16 protein-coding genes are annotated in these 18,699 nt (G+C 69.1%); 3 read left to right on the plus strand and 13 right to left on the minus strand.

Going from position 1 to position 18,699, the window contains the following annotated elements; translation table 11 throughout:
* Nucleotides 1–2: 2 nt before the first annotated feature.
* Nucleotides 3–2,363: an Ig-like domain-containing protein gene (locus tag E1218_RS12035; protein WP_132319341.1), complete on the minus strand. Its 2,361-nt coding sequence runs from the start codon at nt 2,361–2,363 to the stop codon at nt 3–5.
* 225 nt (nt 2,364–2,588) lie between these two features.
* On the opposite strand from E1218_RS12035, the gene E1218_RS12040 reads away from it, so the two are divergent.
* Nucleotides 2,589–4,418: a glycoside hydrolase family 127 protein gene (locus E1218_RS12040; RefSeq protein WP_132319343.1), complete on the plus strand. Its 1,830-nt coding sequence runs from the start codon at nt 2,589–2,591 to the stop codon at nt 4,416–4,418.
* Nucleotide 4,419: 1 nt separating this feature from the next.
* Here E1218_RS12040 and E1218_RS12045 read toward each other — a convergent pair whose 3' ends face one another.
* Nucleotides 4,420–5,424 (minus strand): sugar-binding transcriptional regulator, encoded by a 1,005-nt coding sequence (locus E1218_RS12045; RefSeq protein ID WP_132319345.1) that lies wholly within the window; start codon nt 5,422–5,424, stop codon nt 4,420–4,422.
* Between the two features lie 32 nt (nt 5,425–5,456).
* On the opposite strand from E1218_RS12045, the gene E1218_RS12050 reads away from it, so the two are divergent.
* Both E1218_RS12050 and E1218_RS36010 read left to right on the plus strand, forming a co-directional pair.
* Nucleotides 5,457–8,297: a glycoside hydrolase family 2 TIM barrel-domain containing protein gene (locus E1218_RS12050; RefSeq protein ID WP_132319347.1), complete on the plus strand. Its 2,841-nt coding sequence runs from the start codon at nt 5,457–5,459 to the stop codon at nt 8,295–8,297.
* Between the two features lie 60 nt (nt 8,298–8,357).
* Nucleotides 8,358–10,211: a sialidase family protein gene (locus E1218_RS36010; protein WP_165949238.1), complete on the plus strand. Its 1,854-nt coding sequence runs from the start codon at nt 8,358–8,360 to the stop codon at nt 10,209–10,211.
* Nucleotides 10,212–10,238: 27 nt separating this feature from the next.
* On the opposite strand, the gene E1218_RS12060 is transcribed toward E1218_RS36010, so the two are convergent.
* From E1218_RS12060 to E1218_RS12110, 11 genes are all read right to left on the minus strand, one after another.
* Nucleotides 10,239–10,670, minus strand: coding sequence for a DUF2550 domain-containing protein (locus E1218_RS12060; protein WP_132319349.1), 432 nt, complete (start codon nt 10,668–10,670; stop codon nt 10,239–10,241).
* A 99-nt stretch (nt 10,671–10,769) separates the two neighbouring features.
* The gene (locus E1218_RS12065) at nt 10,770–11,183 is read right to left on the minus strand and encodes a F0F1 ATP synthase subunit epsilon (RefSeq protein WP_132319351.1); all 414 of its coding nucleotides are present in this window, start codon (nt 11,181–11,183) and stop codon (nt 10,770–10,772) included.
* A 5-nt stretch (nt 11,184–11,188) separates the two neighbouring features.
* On the minus strand, nt 11,189–12,643 hold the full coding sequence (gene atpD, locus E1218_RS12070; RefSeq protein WP_132319353.1) for a F0F1 ATP synthase subunit beta: 1,455 nt from the start codon (nt 12,641–12,643) through the stop codon (nt 11,189–11,191).
* A 5-nt stretch (nt 12,644–12,648) separates the two neighbouring features.
* Nucleotides 12,649–13,560: a F0F1 ATP synthase subunit gamma gene (locus tag E1218_RS12075; protein ID WP_132319355.1), complete on the minus strand. Its 912-nt coding sequence runs from the start codon at nt 13,558–13,560 to the stop codon at nt 12,649–12,651.
* A 6-nt stretch (nt 13,561–13,566) separates the two neighbouring features.
* Entirely contained in the window at nt 13,567–15,204 is a 1,638-nt protein-coding gene (gene atpA, locus E1218_RS12080; RefSeq protein ID WP_132319357.1) for a F0F1 ATP synthase subunit alpha, read from the minus strand.
* A 100-nt stretch (nt 15,205–15,304) separates the two neighbouring features.
* Nucleotides 15,305–16,102, minus strand: a complete 798-nt coding sequence (locus tag E1218_RS12085; RefSeq protein ID WP_132319359.1) for a F0F1 ATP synthase subunit delta — start codon at nt 16,100–16,102, stop codon at nt 15,305–15,307.
* Nucleotides 16,102–16,671 (minus strand): F0F1 ATP synthase subunit B, encoded by a 570-nt coding sequence (locus E1218_RS12090; protein WP_132319361.1) that lies wholly within the window; start codon nt 16,669–16,671, stop codon nt 16,102–16,104. Before E1218_RS12090 ends, E1218_RS12085 begins: the two co-directional genes overlap by 1 nt.
* A gap of 30 nt (nt 16,672–16,701) precedes the next feature.
* The gene (gene atpE / locus E1218_RS12095; protein WP_132319363.1) at nt 16,702–16,929 is read right to left on the minus strand and encodes an ATP synthase F0 subunit C; all 228 of its coding nucleotides are present in this window, start codon (nt 16,927–16,929) and stop codon (nt 16,702–16,704) included.
* 81 nt (nt 16,930–17,010) lie between these two features.
* Complete coding sequence (gene atpB, locus E1218_RS12100; RefSeq protein WP_132319365.1) at nt 17,011–17,793, minus strand: F0F1 ATP synthase subunit A; 783 nt, start codon at nt 17,791–17,793, stop codon at nt 17,011–17,013.
* Between the two features lie 97 nt (nt 17,794–17,890).
* Nucleotides 17,891–18,106: an AtpZ/AtpI family protein gene (locus E1218_RS12105; protein WP_132319367.1), complete on the minus strand. Its 216-nt coding sequence runs from the start codon at nt 18,104–18,106 to the stop codon at nt 17,891–17,893.
* Between the two features lie 123 nt (nt 18,107–18,229).
* Nucleotides 18,230–18,694 carry a hypothetical protein gene (locus E1218_RS12110; protein ID WP_132319369.1) on the minus strand — a complete coding sequence of 155 codons (465 nt, stop codon included), beginning with the start codon at nt 18,692–18,694 and terminating at the stop codon, nt 18,230–18,232.
* Nucleotides 18,695–18,699: the final 5 nt, after the last annotated feature.

Below are 18,699 nucleotides of genomic sequence, written 5' to 3' on the forward strand. Positions count from 1 at the left end.
CGTCACATTCCTCCCTGCTCGACCGTGATGTTGCTGAACTGCGCGGTCCCGTAGTCCACGAGGCCGTTGTCCTCCCTGCCCCCGTCGACCGCGAAGCCGATGTAGAAGGTCGGGCTCGGCATCGCGATCCGCTCGTAGCCGAACCGGTCCCACTTGACCTTGTCCGTCGAGATGAAGGCCTCGAACTCGACCTCCCGGGCGTGCGGGCGCTCGCGCCGGAGCAGCCGCAGCCAGTACTGCTGGGCCGGGTCGAGGTACTCGTCCTCGGTCCACGGCCACGGGCCGACACTCGGCGACGGCCCGTCGGTCTGGAACCGGATCGCCTGCGCCTTCATGCCACCGTCGTCGGTGACCCCGGCCACGCCACCGGCGTCGCCGACCGTGCCCGTGCCGCCGGCCACGCCGAACCCGATACCGCCGTACATGAACGGGGCGGCCGGGTCGAGACTGTCGCGGATCATCAGGCCGGCGGTGAGGCCGTTCGCGATCTTGCTGATGCTGTCGAGCCGGGCGGTGAGCTGGGCGACCGAGCCGGCACCGCCGACGCGGAGCTTGCGGTAGACGTAGTGGAAGTTGCTCGACCGGCCCAGGATCCGGCCGGACCCCTTGATCGTCAGGATCCCGCCGTCGAGGCTGCCCGACCCCGGCACCGGCGGCCTGCCGACCGACGCCGAGGTCCAGCCCGGTGTGCCGGACTGCCGGTTGACGTGCACCGGCACCTGGGTCGACTGGGTCGCCGTGCCGTTCCGGTCGGTCGCCCGGGCGGTCAGCCAGTACGAGCCGTCGGCAACGTTCCTCCACTGGACCCGGTACGGCGCCCTGGTCGCCGTACCGATCAGCTGGTCCCCGGCGAAGAACTCGACGGTCGCCAGTTCGCCGCCCTTGTCGGGTGCGGCGTCGGCCTCGATCGTCACCGTGGCGGTCGTCCGCGCGGTGACGGTCTGGTTGTACTTCGGGCCGGTGATCCCCACGGCCGGGTTGCCGACCGGGTCGGGGACGATCGAGTTGAGGTAGTTCTCCAAGTAGGTGTAGCCGTTCGGAGCGATCTTCTGGGCGTCCGACGGGTCGTTCGGGTCGAGACCGTTGGCCTTCTCCCACCAGTCCGGGATGCCGTCGTGGTCGGAGTCGGCCGCGGCCTGGGTCGAGGTCAGCACCGGGAAGCCGCCGACCTCCTTCTGCGAGTTGATCAGCCGGCCGGTGCCGTGGCGGGCGTCGTTGACGATCCGCGCGTCGGCCGCGTCCCGCCGCGGCAGGATCGCCCCCGCTCCGCGCAGGACGGCGTCGTACGCCTTGGCCGCGGACTGGGTGTCGATCTCGTCCGCAAACGGCAGCGGCCGGGCGAGCTCGTTGATCCCGCCGATCGGGTAGCGGATGCCGCGGCGGTTGTGCGCGGTCACGTCCGGATGACCCTCGACCTGGTTGCCGGCCACGTGCCACTGGCCGCCGCGGTTCGCGCTCACGATGACCGGCGCGACTTCGGACAGGGTGCTCGGGCCGGGCTTGTAGTAGTTGCCGACGATGTTGATGCCGTTGGCCCACTCACCGCCGTACACCGAGGTGTAACCGTGGTCGTAGATCACGTTGTTGCGGTGGTCGACCTCGAGGTTGATGTTCTCGGTGTAGCCGAACCGCGGCTGCCGGCCACCCTGGTGGGCGATCAGGTTGTGGTGGTAGCTGTTGCGCTCACCACCCCAGATGCCGCCGTACCCGTGCCGGTTCTTCGGGTGCGCCGACAGCGCGAGCCCCTCGGCGATGATGCACCACTGGATGGTGACGTCGAAGTTCCCGTACGGCGACAGGCACTCGTCGACCGCCCAGCTGAACGAGCAGTGGTCGATGATCAGGTTGCGGATCTCCGGGCTGACCGAGCCGGGCACGTTGGTGTTGAACGCGTCGTCGGCGGCCGCGTTCCGGTCGCCGAGGCGGAACCGCAGGTACCGGATGACGATGTCGTGCGCACCGCCCTTGATGCTGGTGCCGCGGCCGGACACGCAGATGCCGCCCCCGGGGGCGGTCTGGCCGGCGATCGTCAGGTTGTTGCCGGCGATCTCCAGGCCGCTGTCCAGCTCGATCGTGCCGGAGACCCGGAAGACCACGGTGCGGTCCGACCCGGAGACGGCGTCGCGGAGCGAGCCGGGGCCGGAGTCGGCGAGGGTCGTCACCTCGTAGACGGATCCGCCGCGGCCGCCCGTCGACCACTTGCCGGCGCCCTCGGCACCGGGGAAGGCCGGGAGCCGGTCCTCGGTGGTCCGGGTGCGCGCGGCCTGGGCGGGAACCGTGACGCCGAGGGTGGCGGCGGCTCCGACGGCGGCGGTGGTTCCGACGAACCCGCGACGGGTCCAGCCGGTGGATGCTTCGGTCATCGTCCATGCCTCGCTTTCGGCAGGGGGCGGCTGCTGCGCCGGCCAGATTTGAATATCTAGTCAGCTTCGAATGGAACGACGGCCTCATGGTCACGGAGGTTACGAGCCGATGTCAAGAGCGTGACACCCGGTTTCCGCAATCGTTTGCAGTCTGTGCTTTCGTCGGCAGCAATCGTTTGCACTCAACTCTTGCCGGGTGCTCGCGGGCAATGGTTACCTTCACCCATGCCCCTTCGAGCACAGCGACAGATCGCGGCCCGGCGCCCACTGCGGCTCGGCGCAGCGACCATCACCGGCGGCTTCTGGCACGACCGCCGGGAGACGAACCGGACCTCGACCATCCCGGCAGCGGCGCGCCGGCTGGAGGAGGCCGGCACCTTGCGGAACCTGCGGCGCGCGGCCGGCCATGAGCCGGCCGGCGACGGGTTCGCCGGGAAGCTGTTCGCCGACACCGACGTCTACAAGTGGCTCGAGGCCGTCGCCTGGGAGCAGGCCCGGTCGGCGTCGGCCGAGCTCGCCGAGTGGCAGAAGACCACCAACGCGTTGGTGGAAGCCGCCCAGGAGCCGGACGGCTACCTCAACAGCTACGTCCGGCTGGTGCTCGGCGGGCAGCGGTTCGGCGACCTGGAGAAGGGCCACGAGCTGTACTGCGCCGGCCATCTCCTGCAGGCCGCGGTCGCGCAGTCGCGCGCGACCGGGGACCACACGCTGCTGGCGGTCGCGACCCGGTTCGCCGACCTGCTCTGCAAGACCTTCGGCCCCGGCCGGACCGAGGGCGTCGACGGTCATCCGCTGATCGAGATGGCGCTGGTCGAGCTGTACCGGGAGACGGGGACGTCGGCGTACCTCGAGCTGGCGTCGTACTTCGTGGAGGCGCGCGGGCACGGGCTGCTGGAACCGCCGGGTCATCACGGGCCGGCGTACTTCCAGGACCACCTGCCGGTGCGGGACGTCCGCACGCTGACCGGTCATGCGGTGCGGGCCCTGTACCTCGCCGCGGGCGCCACCGACGTCGCGGTCGAGACCGGAGACCAGGAGCTGCTGGACGCCCTGCGGTCGAGTTGGCAGACGATGGTCGAGAGCCAGACCTATCTCACCGGCGGAGTCGGATCACGCTGGTACGGCGAGGCGTTCGGCGACCCGTTCGAGCTGCCGCCGGACGCGGCGTACTGCGAGACCTGCGCGGCGATCGCGAGCGTGCAGTGGAGCTGGCGACTGCTCCTCGCGACCGGCGAGAGCCAGTACGCCGATCTGATCGAGCGGACGCTGTACAACGCGGTGATCTCCGGTGTCTCGCTGACCGGTCGCGAGTTCTTCTACGTGAACACGCTGAAGGTCCGCAACAACGCGTTCGCCGACGACCAGCGGTCCGCGGTGGCGGGCCGGCAACCGTGGTTCGGGACGGCGTGCTGCCCGCCGAACGTGATGCGCACGCTGTCGTCCCTCGACCAGCTGATCGCGACCTCGGACGACGACGGTGTGCAGGTGCACCTGTATGCGCCGGCCACGGTGGCCGCGGAACTGGCGGCCGGCTCGGTCGGCCTCGAGGTGGCGACGCGGTATCCGTGGCACGGGCGGGTGACGGTGACGGTCACCGGGTCGCCGGCGCAACCGTGGACGTTGGCGCTGCGGCTGCCCGCGTGGGCCGCGGGCTGCACGGCCTCGGTCAACGGGATCGCGCAGCCGACCGGGCCGGCCGGGCGGATGCTCGAGCTTCGACGGACCTGGACGGTCGGCGACGAGGTCGTGCTCGACCTGCCGGTGGGTGCACGCCGTACGGTGCCGGACGACCGGATCGACTCGGTGCGCGGCTGTGTGGCGATCGAGTGCGGGCCGTTGGTGTACTGCTTCGAGCAGGTAGACCAGGACCTCGTACTGGATGCGGCTGCTGTCTCGGCCGGCGACCTGGTCGAGGTGGAGCGCCCTGACTTGCTGGGTGGGGTGACGACGGTCGAGGTGCCGGCGCGGGACGGCCGGATGCTGACCGCGATCCCCTACTATGCATGGGCGAACCGCGAGGTCGGGCCGATGACTGTGTGGATCGATGCCCGCTGACTCAGTCGCCGGCGAGCCGTTCGGCGACCGTCCGGTCGGTGATCAGTACGTCGACCCAGCGGCCGAGGAGAGCCGCCCGGATGGCGGCGTACTTGCGCATTCCGCCGGCGACACCGACGCTGCGCAGGTCGTCGCTGCGCACCTGTGCGGCGGACAGACCCAGCACTCGCTGGTCGATCTCGGACCGCACCGGTTTGCCGTTTCCGTCGAAGAACCGCAGGCAGATGTCCCCGACGGCACCCTGGTCGCGCAGCACCTTCTGGTCCTCGGCGGTCATCGCGTTGCCGCTCTCCCGGAGCAGCGGCGACGGCTCCAGACTGCCGATGCCGACCAGCAGCAGCGTGAGCCTGGACCACGCGTCCATCACCTCGCTGACCACCGGATCCCTCACCAGTGTCCGCTTCGCGTTCACGCTGCCGACCAGACCGGGCACCGGCAGCAGGACGGGCTGGGCGCCGGTGAGGTCCGCGAGCCGGCCGATCAAGCGCGCGGCCCGGGCCTGCGCGGCCGGGTTGCCGACGCCGCCGAGCACCTGCACGACCTCCTCGGCGACCTGCGTCGGCCGCGGTGTCATCGACTCGACGGTCGCCAGCAGGGTGGAGCTCCAGGACGAGATCCCGATCCGGTCGCCGCCGGTCAGCGTGGTCTCCAGGTACACCGCGGCGGCCGCGCCCAGGGCCGGGATGATGTGTGCGTCGTCCTCGCCGCTGGCGTCGACCACGATCACCTCGCGCAGCCCGTACCGCTGCTCGACCGCGCCTTCCAGCTCGGTGTGCACACCGCTCGGCGGGATGACCACGGTCCGGACGATGCCGGCCACCACCGCCTGCTTGAGCAGCCGGGACACCCGCGGCTGCGAGATGTGCAGCTGCGCGGCGATCTGCGGCTGGCGGACGCCCTGCTCGTGGTAGAGCTTCGCGACCTTGGTGAGCAGCCGCAGGTGATCCGCCGACGGCTGCCGCCGGACACCCGGCCGCGGCCCCGGTCCAGCACTCGCCGTCGTCATGCCCAGCATGCTAACCGCATCGGAGAGAACTCTTGACGTACTACGAAGACCCCGGACCCGGGTACGGCGTGCTGCCGCCACGGGCCGCCGTCCGCTCCGACGTCCCCTCGGTCAGCCTCAACGGGAGCTGGCGATTCCACTACGCGGAATCGGTCGCCGGGGCCGCGGACGGGTTCGAGCGGGAGGACTTCGACGACTCGGAGTGGGCGTCGATCCCGGTGCCGTCGAGCTGGCCGATGCACGGGTACGGGCGGCCGATCTACACGAACCAGCCGTACCCGTTGCCGGTGGATCCGCCGTACGTGCCGGATGAGAACCCGACCGGGGACTACCGGCTGGTGTTCGACGCACCCTGGGACGGGCCTTCGGTCCTCCGCTTCGACGGCATCGACTCGTGTGCACGGATCTGGCTGAACGGTGTGGAGCTGGGGGTGACCCGCGGGAGCCGGCTGCCGAGTGAGTTCGACGTCAGCGCCGTACTGCGGCAGGGCCGGAACGTGCTCGCGGTGCGGGTGCACCAGTGGTCGTCGGGGAGCTACCTCGAGGACCAGGACATGTGGTGGCTGCCGGGAATCTTCCGCGATGTCACGCTGCGCGCGCGCCGGTCGATGACGGACGTGTTCGTGCACGCCGACTACGACCATCGGACCGGCGGCGGGACGCTGCTGGTCGAGACCTTGCCGGGTGCCGTGGTGCGGGTGCCGTCGCTGGACGTCGTGGCGGAGGCCGGCGAGACGGTGACGATCCCGGCGGTCGAGCCGTGGTCGGCGGAGGTACCACGGTTGTACGAAGCGGTCGTCGAGACGCCGGACGAGACCGTCTCGCTGCGGATCGGCTTCCGCACGGTCGCGATCGTGGACGGCGTACTGACGGTCAACGGGCGGCGGGTGCTGTTCCACGGGGTGAACCGGCACGAGCACGATCCCGTGCTCGGTCGCGTCGTACTCGAGCACCGGCTGCGGCAGGAGCTGCTGGTGATGAAGCAGCACAACATCAACGCGATCCGGACCAGCCACTACCCGCCGGACTCGCGGCTGCTCGCGCTCTGCGACGAGCTCGGGTTCTGGGTGATGGACGAGTGCGACTACGAGACGCACGGCTTCTTCCTGCTGGACTGGCGCGGGAACCCGGCCGACGATCCGCGGTTCGCCGACGCGTCGCTCGACCGGATGCGGCGGCTGGTGGAGCGGGACAAGAACCACCCGTCGGTGATCATGTGGTCGCTCGGGAACGAGGCCGGCGCCGGGCGGAACCTGTCGGCGATGGCAGCCTGGACGCGGGAGCGCGATCCGTCCCGGCCGGTGCACTACGAAGGTGACCTCACCTGCGCGGACGTCGACGTGTACAGCCGGATGTACGCCTCGCACGCCGAGGTCGAGGCGATCGGCAAGCGGGCCGAGAAGCCGCTCGAGGATCCCCGGCTGGACGCGCGCCGGCGGGCGATGCCGTTCGTCCTCTGCGAGTACTCGCATGCCGGCGGCAACGGTCCCGGCGGGCTGCCGGAGTACGAGGAGCTCTTCGACCGCTACGAACGTTGCCAGGGCGGCTTCCTCTGGGAGTGGATGGAACACGGCATCCTCCGCCCCGACGGCACCTACGCCTACGGCGGCGACTTCGGCGAGGAACTGCACGACGGCACCTACGTCCTGGACGGCCTCGTCTTTCCCGACCTGACCCCCCAGCCAGTCCTGCTGGAAGTCCGCAAAGCGTTCGAACCGGTGCAGTTGACGGTGGAGCCCGGCGTACTGCGGATCACGAACAGGTACGACGTACGCGACACGTCGCACCTGAGTCTGCAGTGGGAGCTCGCGGACGAGGGTCAGCCGGTCGCGCGCGGATCACTGGAGATGCCGGTGATCGCGGCCGGTGGTGAGGCGAGCGTGGAGCTGCCGTCGGTCCCGGCGCAGAACCGCGAGCGCTGGCTGACCGTCCGAGCCGTGCTGGCCGAGGACACAGCCTGGGCCTCTGCGGGCCACGAGGTTGCCTTCACCCAAACCCAGCTCACACCGTCCGCCTCTCCTACTTCTCACCTACCCGCCGCCGTGCGGCCGGAACGGCCGCACGGCCGCGGGCTTCGGCTGGGGCCTGGGGAGTTCTGCGCTCGGACCGGGCGGCTCACCAAGCTTCAGGACTGGTCTGTCGAACACGTTCCGTTGGAACTGTGGCGGGCGCCAACTCAACATGATGCGCGCACCTGGGACGCGACCACGCTCGACCGGAAGACCCGCTGGGCCAACGCCGGACTGCACCGTCTTCGCTACCGGACCGTCTCCGTCGAGGCCGAAGGTGATGAGGTGGTGGTGGTGACGATGGTCGGCACCGCCGCGACCGACGCTCGCGTCCTGACGACGTGCAGGTGGACCTCGGACGGGAGGCGACTCACGGCGAACGTGCACGTGGAGCCGGTCGGTGAGTGGACGGTGCCGTGGGCACGGGTCGGCATGACGCTCGGCCTGCCTGCGGGTTTCCGGGACGTCACGTGGTTCGGGCTGGGCCCGGGCCAGGCCTACCCGGACTCACGGGCGGCCGCTCGCGTCGGCCGCTACACCTCGACCGTCGATGATCTCCAGGTCCCGTACCTCTGTCCGCAGGAGAACGGTGCCCGAGGCGACGTCCGCTGGGCGGAGCTGTCGGGTACCGCGGGCAACCTCAGACTGTCCGGCGATCCTCACCTGGCGATGACCGTCCGCCGCTGGACGACCGCTGAACTCGCGACCGCCGGCCATCTGCACGACTTGGTTCCCGGTGACCGCGTGTGGGTGACCCTCGACGCCCTCCAGCACGGCCTCGGCAGTCCGACCAGCGGCGCCCCGATCCTGCCGCCGTACGACTTGCAGCCACAGGCACACCGCTTCCGCTTCACCCTGGGTTGACAGGCCGCGGGGCCGGACGTCTCCTGTGAGAGGGGGTCAATTCTCACAGGGGGTGAGGCAGTGAAGCGTTTCGTGGTGGCCGGTGTGGTCTGCACCGGCGTGGTGGCTTCGCTCGTGTCGGCACCTGCCGGCGCGGCGCCCGGAGACGTGGGCGTGAGCGATCAGGCGTACGTACGGTACGACGGCGGTACCGATCCGGTACTGGCCGCCTGCTCGACCAACAACAGGCAGCAGAACGAGCCCGCCGCGAGCGTGGCCCCGCACAACCCGCAACTGATGTCGTCCGGGTCCAACGACTACTGCCCAGTCCCGACCGCCGGCGGCACCTGGGCGGGCTTCTACTACTCGGGCAACGGCGGTACGTCCTGGACCAACAGCCTGCTGCCCGGCTACCCGGGCGACACCTCAGCGGCCGGTACGGCGTCGCCACTGCAGCGGATCGGGCTCACCAACGCCGGAGACCCGGTACAAGCCTGGGACAACGACGCGCACCTGTACTACGCGGGTATCGCCTTCAACCGGACTCGACCGGCACTCGGCTCGATCTGGGTCGCGCGGTACGACTGGACGGGTGGCCCGACGCCGTCGTACGAGTTCACGACGCTGGTCGAACGCGGGACGCCGAGCCCGATCTTCCTCGGCCTGTTCCACGACAAGATCCAGCTCGAGGTGGACCGCGGCGCCGACAGCCCGCATGAAGGCAACGTCTACGTGTGCTGGGCCCGGTTCACCGCCAGTGGCCCGAACAACGGGGTGTTCCTGGCCCGGTCGAGTGACGGCGGTCAGACCTTCCGCAGCCAGAAGATCTCCGAGTCGGTGCACGGCAGCCAGTTCTGCGACATCGCGGTCACCCGCAACGGTGACGTCTACGTCGCGTGGCGGCAGTTCGAGTTCAACCCGGATCGCGGTCAGTTGCAGGGCAACGCGGTCGCGTGGGTCAAGTCGACCAACGGTGGCAAGTCGTTCACCAAGCCGGCCGTGGCCACCCCGTTCCTCGGCTGGGACCCGGGCGACCAGACCGTCTCCGCGCCCGCCTACGGCCAGGCGAAGTACGACGCCTGTCTGCGCGGCGACGGGACACCGGGGGCCTGCGCGAGCCCGGAGCCGCGGGCGTTCGCCCGGGACTGCGGCGACGGACCGCTCGCCTGTCAGTCCGGGTACGTGTTCCACCGGGTCAACTCGCAGGTCCGCATCACGGCGGACCCGACGGCGGCGGGTGATCCCGACGAGGTCTTCGTGGTGTACGACGGCAGCGTCCCGGGATCGCAGACGTCGACGGGTACGACGTACGGCACGATCAGCGCCGGCGTCGGCAGCCAGGCGTCGGTCTACTTCCTGCGTACGACGACGGGCGGGGCGTCCTGGTCCACGCCGGCCCGGATCGACGTACAGGTACGCGGACACCAGTACTTCCCCGACATCGTGGCGGAGTCCGGCCGGCTGCACGCCGTCTGGCAGGACAGCCGGTTCGATGCCGCCTCCGGTCCGGACGGGCGTGACTTCCGCAGCGTCCCGGTCGGCAACCGTGCGGTGGCGGCGAACCCACCGGGCGCGGTGTCCGCGGATGCGGGACTTGCGGCCTTCTACGCCCTGTCGGCCGACGGTGGCGCGACGTGGACGAGCTCCGAGGTGAGCACGGTACGGACGATGCCGCAGTACGAGCAGTTCGGTGATCGCGACGTCCCGTTCTTCGGCGACTACAACTACATCGCCGCCTCGGGGACCACCGCGTTCATGACCTGGACGGACCACCGGGACGTTGTCTCCGGCACCGATCCACGCTACGCACCGGACGGCACCGACGGCTTCGACGTCCTCCAGTGCCGAGCCGCCAACCCGGACGGCACCTTCGGCCCGGACACCTGCCCGAACGCAGGAGGCCTGGACCAGAACATCTACGGCGCCGTGCGGTAACCCACCCGACGAGCAGCCGGACCTGCCTCAGTGGTAGGTCTGGCTGCTGGGTGGGGCTGACTCCATCCAGGCGAGGACGCCGGTGAGGGCTTCCTCGGTCATCGCGAAGTGGACGGTGCGGTCGCGCAGGTCGACGTCGACGATGACGTGGCCGGCGTACGTGACGAGGGGCTCGTTGCCCATCGGGCGGCGGCTGGTGACGCTCTGCAGCTGGCGGCGGTTGACGACCAGCTTCGGCCACCAGGCCAGGCTGAAGACCCGAAACCACTGCAGGTCGTCGCCGACGTACCGGGCCAGGCCGAGGGCCCAGCCGCGGCCATGGTCCTTCTGGGCGAGCTGCAGGCTGCAATCGAACGTGCCGCCGTCCCTGGACAACCAGCGACGACGGCACGCGAAAGCGATCACCAGCAGTACGGCGGCAAGCAGACAGACCCCGACGACATCGAGGACTATCCGCATACCTTGCGACCCCATTTCCGGTGCCCATGTTCCGGTGTTGCCGCGGGCACCCCGGAGAACCGTACTGTCTGTGACAATATTCAATTATGGCAGGTCGGGTCAGCCGGCCTTCTCGGCGGCCCTCACCCGTGCTTCGGCGAGCCGGAGCTCCTCCTCGCCGGCGTCGGTGTCGATCCCGGTCGCCTGGGCTCGCTCGAGGTCACGACGGGCCTCCTCGAGGTCGATGTCGTGCCCCATCTCGGCGTTCTCGGCCAGGATCGAGACCCGGTCTCCTGCCACCGAGATGAAGCCGTCCGGCGCGGCCGCGACGAAGTACTCGTCGTCGACGGTCCGCACCTGGACGGTGCCACCCTGCAGCAGGCCCAGCAGCGGCGCGTGGCCGGGCAGGATACCGACGTCACCGTCCGTCGTCCGGGCGATGACGATCTTGGCCTGGCCCTGCCACACCGTCCGCTCGGCCGCGACCAGCGCGACCTCGAGGTGCTTGGCAGAAGCTGTATCAGAAACAGACATGTCAGTCACTGTTCCTTTTGCAGCTCGGCCCACTTGCGCTCGACGTCCTCGAGCGAACCGACGTTGAAGAACGCCTGCTCGGCGATGTGGTCGCACTCGCCTTCGGTGATCTTCTTGAAGGACTCGATGGTGTCCTTCAGCGGCACGGTCGAGCCCGGGATGTTGGTGAACTTCTCCGCCATGTAGGTGTTCTGGGAGAGGAACTGCTCGATCCGGCGCGCCCGCGCGACGGTGATCTTGTCCTCCTCGGAGAGCTCGTCGACACCCAGGATGGCGATGATGTCCTGCAGTTCCTTGTTCTTCTGCAGGATCTGCTTCACCCGGACGGCCACGTCGTAGTGCTCCTGGCCGATGTACTGCGGGTCGAGGATCCGCGACGTGGAGGTCAGCGGGTCGACGGCCGGGTACAGACCACGCGACGCGATGTCGCGGGAGAGCTCGGTGGTCGCGTCGAGGTGGGCGAAGGTGGTCGCCGGCGCCGGGTCGGTGTAGTCGTCCGCGGGCACGTAGATCGCCTGCATCGAGGTGATCGAGTGACCCCGGGTCGACGTGATCCGCTCCTGCAGCACGCCCATCTCGTCGGCCAGGTTCGGCTGGTATCCGACCGCGCTCGGCATCCGGCCGAGCAGGGTGGAGACCTCGGAACCGGCCTGGGTGAACCGGAAGATGTTGTCGATGAACAGCAGCACGTCCTGCTGCTTCACGTCACGGAAGTACTCCGCCATCGTCAGCGCCGACAGCGCGACCCGCAGGCGCGTGCCCGGCGGCTCGTCCATCTGGCCGAACACCAGCGCGGTGTCCTTGAAGACGCCGGCCTCTTCCATCTCGTTGATGAGGTCGTTGCCCTCACGGGTCCGCTCGCCCACGCCGGCGAACACCGACGTACCACCGAAGTTGTGGGCGATCCGGTAGATCATCTCCTGGATCATGACGGTCTTGCCGACACCCGCACCGCCGAACAGGCCGATCTTGCCGCCCTGCACGTACGGCGTCAGCAGGTCGAGCACCTTGATGCCGGTCTCCAGCATCTCGGTCTTCGACTCGAGCTGGTCGAACGCCGGCGCCTTGCGGTGGATCGGCCAGCGCTCGGTGATCTCGAACTCGGACTCGTCCTGGTTCAGGCACTTGCCGGTCACGTTCCAGACCCGGCCCTTGGTGACGTCGCCGACGGGCACGGAGATCGCCGCGCCGGTGTCGCGCACCTCGGCGCCGCGGACCAGGCCGTCGGTCGGCTTCATCGAGATCGCCCGGACGATGTTGTCGCCGACGTGCAGGGCCACCTCGAGGGTGATGGTCTGGGTGGTCTCGCCGAGGGTCAGGTCGACCTCGAGCGCGTTGTAGATCTCGGGCATCGCATCGGCCGCGAACTCGACGTCGACGACCGGGCCGATCACCCGGGCGACGCGACCGACGCCCGCGGCGCCGGCCTCGTTGTTCTTCTCGGTAACCGTGGCAGTCATCTCTCTCACTCGCTCCCGGCGGATGCGTCGGCCAGCGCACTGGCACCACCGACGATCTCGCTGATTTCCTGGGTAATTTGCGCCTGGCGGGCCTGGTTCAGGTCCCGCGTCAGCTTCTCGATCAGGTCCTGCGCGTTGTCCGTCGCCGACTTCATCGCCCGCTGCCGGTTGGCCAGCTCGGAGGCCGCGGCCTGCAGCATGCAGTAGTGGATCCGGCTGGCGACGTACTTGGGCAGCAGCGCGTCCAGGACGTCCTCGGCGGACGGCTCGAACTCGTACAACGGCAGTACGTCGTCGGCTGCCGGCGCCTCCGCGCCCTCGACGACCTCCAGCGGCAGCAACCGGATCACGTCCGGGCGCTGGGTCAGCATCGACACGAAGCGGGTGAAGACGATGTGGATCTCGTCCACACCGCCCTCGTCGGTCGGCGTCAGGAAGGCCCCGATCAACTCGTCGGCGATCTCCCGGGCGCGGGCGAACGACGGGGCGTCGGAGTCACCGCTCCAGGACTTCGCGAGCTCGCGCTGCCGGAAGGTGTAGAACGCGATTCCCTTCCGGCCGCTGAGGTACGGCACGACCTCTTTCGCGTCCTCACGCAAGAGCTGGTTCAGCCGCTCGCCCTCGCGGATCACGTTGGCCGAGTAGGCCCCGGCCTGGCCACGGTCGGAGGTGATCAGCAGGACCGCGGCCCGGCGCGGATTCGCCTTCTCGGTGGTCAGCGGGTGGTCGACGTTCGAGAACGTCGCCACCGCCGACACCGCACGGGTGAGCTCACGCGCGTACGGACCGGCGGCCTGGGCGCGTTGCTGCGCCTTGACGATCCGGGACGCCGCGATGAGCTCCATCGCACGGGTGAGCTTCTTGATCGTGGAGACCGAGGCCTTACGCTCACGAAGCTCCCGCAGACTGGCTGGCATGGTCGATCAGCCCCGCTTCTGCCGGACGATCTGCTCCTGCTCGACGTCGCCCTCGTCCATCGCCTCGGCTTCGGCCTCGGTGCCGAGCAGCGTGCCCTCCGAGGTCTGGAAGGTCGGCTTGAACGCCTCCAGGGCCTCGGTCACCGCCTGGGCCGAGTCGTCGTCGAAGAGGCCGGTCTCGCGGATGCTGTCGAGCACCTTGCTCTCCCGGCGCAGGTAGTCCAGGAAGTCCCGCTCGAAGCGCAGTACGTCGTCGACGGGGACATCGTCGAACTTGCCCGTCGTACCGGACCAGATGGAGACGATCTGCTCCTCCACCGGGTACGGCGAGTACTGCGGCTGCCGGAGCAGCTGGACCAGCCGCTGACCGCGGTCGAGCTGGCGGCGGGACGTGGCGTCGAGGTCGGACGCGAACATCGCGAACGCCTCCATCGCACGGAACTGGGCCAGGTCGAGCTTCAGCGAGCCGGCGACCTTCTTCATGCCCTTGATCTGGGCGGCCGTGCCGACCCGGGACACCGAGATACCGACGTCGATGGCCGGCCGGATGTTGGCGTTGAACAGGTCGGACTGCAGGAAGATCTGGCCGTCGGTGATCGAGATGACGTTGGTCGGGATGAACGCCGACACGTCGTTCGCCTTGGTCTCGATCATCGGCAGCCCGGTCATCGACCCGCCGCCGAGCTCGTCGGACAGCTTCGCGCAGCGCTCCAGCAGGCGGCTGTGCAGGTAGAAGACGTCACCCGGGTACGCCTCGCGGCCCGGCGGGCGGCGCAGCATCAGCGACATCGCGCGGTACGCCTCGGCCTGCTTGGTCAGGTCGTCGAACACGATCAGCACGTGCTTGCCCTGGTACATCCAGTGCTGGCCGATGGCCGAGCCGGTGTACGGCGCGACGTACTTGAAGCCGGCCGGGTCGGACGCCGGGGAGGCGACGATGGTGGTGTACTCCATCGCGCCGGCCTCCTCGAGCGCGCCGCGCACCGCGGCGATCGTCGAGCCCTTCTGGCCGATGGCGACGTAGATGCAGCGGACCTGCTTCTGCGGGTCGCCGGACTCCCAGTTGGCCTTCTGGTTGATGATCGTGTCGACCGCGATCGCGGTCTTGCCGGTCTTGCGGTCGCCGATGATCAGCTCGCGCTGGCCGCGGCCGATCGGAATCATGCCGTCGATCGCCTTGATACCGGTCTGCAGCGGCTCGCGAACCTCCTGGCGGTCCATCACGCCGGCCGCCTGCAGCTCCAGCGCGCGGGTACCCTCCAGGTCCTTGATCTCGCCGAGGCCGTCGATCGGCTTGCCGAGCGGATCGACCACGCGGCCGAGGTAGCCCTCGCCGACCGGTACCGACAGCACCGCGCCGGTCCGGCGGACCTGCTGGCCCTCCTCGATCCCGTCGAACTCACCGAGTACGACGACACCGATGTCGCGGACGTCGAGGTTCAGCGCGATCCCGCGGGTGCCGTCCTCGAACTCGAGCAGCTCGTTGGTCATCACCGAGGGGAGACCCTCGACGTGCGCGATACCGTCACCGGCGTCGACGACCGTGCCGACCTCTTCCCGGCTGGTTTCGGCCGGTTGGTACTCGTTCACGAACTGATCCAGGGCGTCCCGGATCTCCTCCGGCCTGATCGTGAGCTCAGCCATTGTGTTTCCTGCTTCCTTGACCTTGCTGGCCTGTTGTGGCTCTAAAGGCGTTTTCGACAATTCAGGCCCTTAGCACCAAAGATTCTGTCGTTAAGGACCGTCAGCCGGCGATGCGCCGTTGCGCTTCGTCGAGCCTGGCCGCGATGGTTCCGTCGATCACTTCGTCGCCGATGTCCACCCGGACGCCGCCGACCACGTTCGGGTCGACGATCACGTTCAGCTGGATCTCCCGACCGTACTGCCGGCCGAGGGCGTCGGCCAGCCGGCTGCGGTCGGCCTCGGACAGGTCGTTGGCCACCCGTACGGTGGCGATGCTGGCGTTGCGCCGGGCCGCGGCCGCGACCTGGAACGCGCGCAGCGACGCGGCGAAGCCGCGGCCCCGCCCGTCGACCGCCCGCTCGGCCAGTCGCACTGTGGTGGCGTCGGCCTTGTTCTGCAGCAGGCCGCGGATCAGTGCCTGCCGGGCCGCCAGCGGGATGTTGCGGTCGCTCAGCTTCTCGCTCAGCGCTCGCTCCACCGCGACCACCCGCTCCAGCCGGAACAGCTCGTCCTCCACGTCGTCCAGCTTGCGCCGGCTGTCCGCGGCGGCCATCTCGGCCTCGACGCTGAGCTGGTCCAGCGCGTTGCCGAGGTCCCGGCCGCTGACCCAGCGGCCGGACACGGCGGCGTTCAGGACCTCCAGCGCCTGGGCGGAGATCTTGCCGCCGAACAACTGCTGCACCAGACCGGTCTTGGCGCCGGCCGGCCGGGCCGGGTCGGTCAGGGCCCGCCGGAGCGAGCCGTTGCCGTCCAGCACCTTGGCGACCGAGAACAGCTCGGTCCCCAGGTCGTCGGATGCGGTGACACCCGCCAGGGCCTCCTCGGCCCGGGCGAGTGACTCCTGCGACTTGCCGCGCATCAGCCGTCCGTTCCGACGGCCTGACGCGCGGACTCCGACGCCTCGAGCTCGGACAGGAACCGCTCGACGGTGCGACGCTGGCGCGCCTCGTCCTCGAGCGACTCGCCGACGATCCGGCCGGCCAGGGTGGTGGCCATGTGGCCGACCTCGCTGCGCAGCGAGGCGACCGCCTGGGCCCGCTCGGCGTCGATCTGGGTCCGTGCGTGCGTCACGATGCGCTCGGCCTCGGCGTTCGCCTGCTCACGCATCTCCGCGATGATCTGCGCACCCTGCTCACGCGCGTCCTCACGGATCTTCGCAGCCTCCTGGCGGGCCTCCGCCAGCTGCGCGTTGTACTTCTCCAGTGCCGCCTTCGCCTCGGCCTGGGCCTGCTTGGCCTCGTTCATCCCGCCTTCGATGGCCGCGGTCCGATCGGCGTACGCCTTCTCGAACTTCGGGACGACGACCTTGGCGAATGCGATGGCCAGCAGGACCAGGAAGACGAAGCCGAAGATGATCTCGGCGGTGTGCGGCAGGAGAGGGTTGACTTCCTCACCCTCCGCGGCCAGCGGGAGCACTTTCGTCAACATGTCTGTGTCCTGTCAGTCAGAGGAGATGGCTCAGGAGGCGCGGAAGACGAACGCCAGGGCGATACCGATGATCGCCAGAACCTCGGTGACGCCGAAGCCGATCCAGGCGATCGACTGGAGCTTGCTCTGGGCCTCGGGCTGACGCGCGGTGCCGTTGATCACGGCGGCGAAGATCAGACCCACGCCGACGCCCGGGCCGATCGCGGCGAGGCCGTAACCCAGGACGGCGATGTTGCCGGCAATCTCGAGAGCGAACATTGCTGGTTGTTCCTTTCGGTACGGATAGGGGCTATCCGGGTTTCCGTTACTACGGTCTAGGGGGTACTGCGGTACTGCGGATCAGTGGTCCTCGGCGATCGCGCTGCCGATGTACTGCGCGGTCAGCACGACGAAGATGTAGGCCTGGATGGCCTGGACGAACAGCTCCAGCCCGGCGATCGCGAAGCCCATCAGGAAGGTCAGGATGCCGACGCCGGCCAGCCCGATGCTGCCGGCCTCGAAGACCATGTACTCGCCGCCGAGGACGAACACCAGCAGCAGGATGTGACCGGCGAACATGTTCGCGAACAACCGCAGGCTCAGGGAGATCGGCCGGACCAGGATGTTCGAGATGAACTCGATCGGGATCATCAGCGGCATCAGCCAGCCCGGCACACCGGCCGGCATGGTCTGGTGCTTGAAGTAGCCCCAGACGCCGTGCTTCCTGATGCCGACCGCGTTGTAGATCACCCAGCTCATGACGGCGGCGACGTAGGCCCAGCCGACGTGGCTGAAGGTCGGGAACTGGACCAGCGGGACCGTCGCGGCCACGTTGTTCAGCAGGATGAAGAAGAACAGGCCGCACAGGTACGGCACGTACTTCATGTACTCCTGGCTGCCGATGGCGTCGCGGGCGATCGAGTTCCGGACGAAGTTGTAGCCGAGCTCACCGGCGAACTGCAGCTTGCTCGGCACGACCTCGGCCTTGCGGGACGCACTCCAGAAGAACCAGACGATCACGACGACGGTCAGCGCGGCCACCAGCACGGGCTTGGTGAACCAGTCCACGCCGTTGATGATCGGCGGAAGGTCGAAGCTTTCGGGACCGGGCGGAGTGAACTCGGTCGAAACGCCGGCAATCACCGGGTCTCCTCTCGCGTCGTGCTCAAGTCGGACGCCTTGTAGCAAAGGGCAGGGCGGCTCAGGGCATGGCGGTCAACAACCTCAGACCCGGCAGGGATCAGGACCGCGACCCGTACCGGAAGTGCAACATCGCAACGGTGAGCCCGGCACCGAGGACGATGCCCACCGGAAGCAGGAACTGGGTGCCGAGCAGGCGATCCAACCCGAACCCGATGCCGCCGTACACCGCGACACCGCCGATCAAGTAGGACAGGACCCGCCAGCCGTCGCCCGAATTCGGGGGTGATGGCTTCGGATCCTTGTGCTCGCTCATTGGCACCCGAAAGGTACCAGTACCGAACAGAGGTGGTCACATCGGCACCCGTTACCTCCGCCACAGCGCAGAGGTGCTCGCCGGCGAACTCGCCCCGCTCGCTCACGTCACTACCCAGGGTGCTCATGCGGTCACCTCCCCGTCCAGGTCGTAGATCGGCACGCGCAGCCGCGACCAGGCCCAGATCTCGCCGGCCATCCAGCCCATCACGACCACCAGCGCGCTGATCCCGAGCACGGTCAGATTCACGTGCGCGGCAAGGCTTTCCGAGCTCAGCGCGAGGGCGAGCAGGCCGCCGAAGATCGCGATCCGGCCGGTGTACGACGCCATCGCGACCGCCAGCTGCACGGTCGGAGTCGTCCGGCGGGACAGGTGCAGCGCGAACAGCCCCGCGCCGGAGAAGACGATCACCATCAGCAGACCCAGCAACGCGCCCCACAGCCCGGCGAGACCGGCGGCGACCGTGGACACCGCGGCGGCGTTGACGCCGACCACGAGTGCGGCCACCAGAGCGCCACGCAGCATTGCCAGCGCCGGGTGCCTGGTTGCCTGGCCGGCGACTTTCGGGCTCTGGGCCGAGGAAGCCATCTGGT

This window comes from Kribbella turkmenica, from assembly GCF_004348725.1.
GTDB classification, from domain to species: domain Bacteria; phylum Actinomycetota; class Actinomycetes; order Propionibacteriales; family Kribbellaceae; genus Kribbella; species Kribbella turkmenica.

Bases quoted from the DNA above. Each gene is read 5' to 3' on its own strand.
- E1218_RS12035 (WP_132319341.1), bottom strand. From the start codon at position 2,363: ATGACCGAAGCATCCACCGGCTGGACCCGTCGCGGGTTCGTCGGAACC.
- E1218_RS12040 (WP_132319343.1), top strand. From the start codon at position 2,589: ATGCCCCTTCGAGCACAGCGACAGATCGCGGCCCGGCGCCCACTGCGG.
- E1218_RS12045 (WP_132319345.1), bottom strand. From the start codon at position 5,424: ATGACGACGGCGAGTGCTGGACCGGGGCCGCGGCCGGGTGTCCGGCGG.
- E1218_RS12060 (WP_132319349.1), bottom strand. From the start codon at position 10,670: ATGCGGATAGTCCTCGATGTCGTCGGGGTCTGTCTGCTTGCCGCCGTA.
- E1218_RS12065 (WP_132319351.1), bottom strand. From the start codon at position 11,183: ATGTCTGTTTCTGATACAGCTTCTGCCAAGCACCTCGAGGTCGCGCTG.
- atpD (WP_132319353.1), bottom strand. From the start codon at position 12,643: ATGACTGCCACGGTTACCGAGAAGAACAACGAGGCCGGCGCCGCGGGC.
- E1218_RS12075 (WP_132319355.1), bottom strand. From the start codon at position 13,560: ATGCCAGCCAGTCTGCGGGAGCTTCGTGAGCGTAAGGCCTCGGTCTCC.
- atpA (WP_132319357.1), bottom strand. From the start codon at position 15,204: ATGGCTGAGCTCACGATCAGGCCGGAGGAGATCCGGGACGCCCTGGAT.
- E1218_RS12085 (WP_132319359.1), bottom strand. From the start codon at position 16,102: ATGCGCGGCAAGTCGCAGGAGTCACTCGCCCGGGCCGAGGAGGCCCTG.
- E1218_RS12090 (WP_132319361.1), bottom strand. From the start codon at position 16,671: ATGTTGACGAAAGTGCTCCCGCTGGCCGCGGAGGGTGAGGAAGTCAAC.
- atpE (WP_132319363.1), bottom strand. From the start codon at position 16,929: ATGTTCGCTCTCGAGATTGCCGGCAACATCGCCGTCCTGGGTTACGGC.
- E1218_RS12105 (WP_132319367.1), bottom strand. From the start codon at position 18,106: ATGAGCGAGCACAAGGATCCGAAGCCATCACCCCCGAATTCGGGCGAC.
- E1218_RS12110 (WP_132319369.1), bottom strand. From the start codon at position 18,694: ATGGCTTCCTCGGCCCAGAGCCCGAAAGTCGCCGGCCAGGCAACCAGG.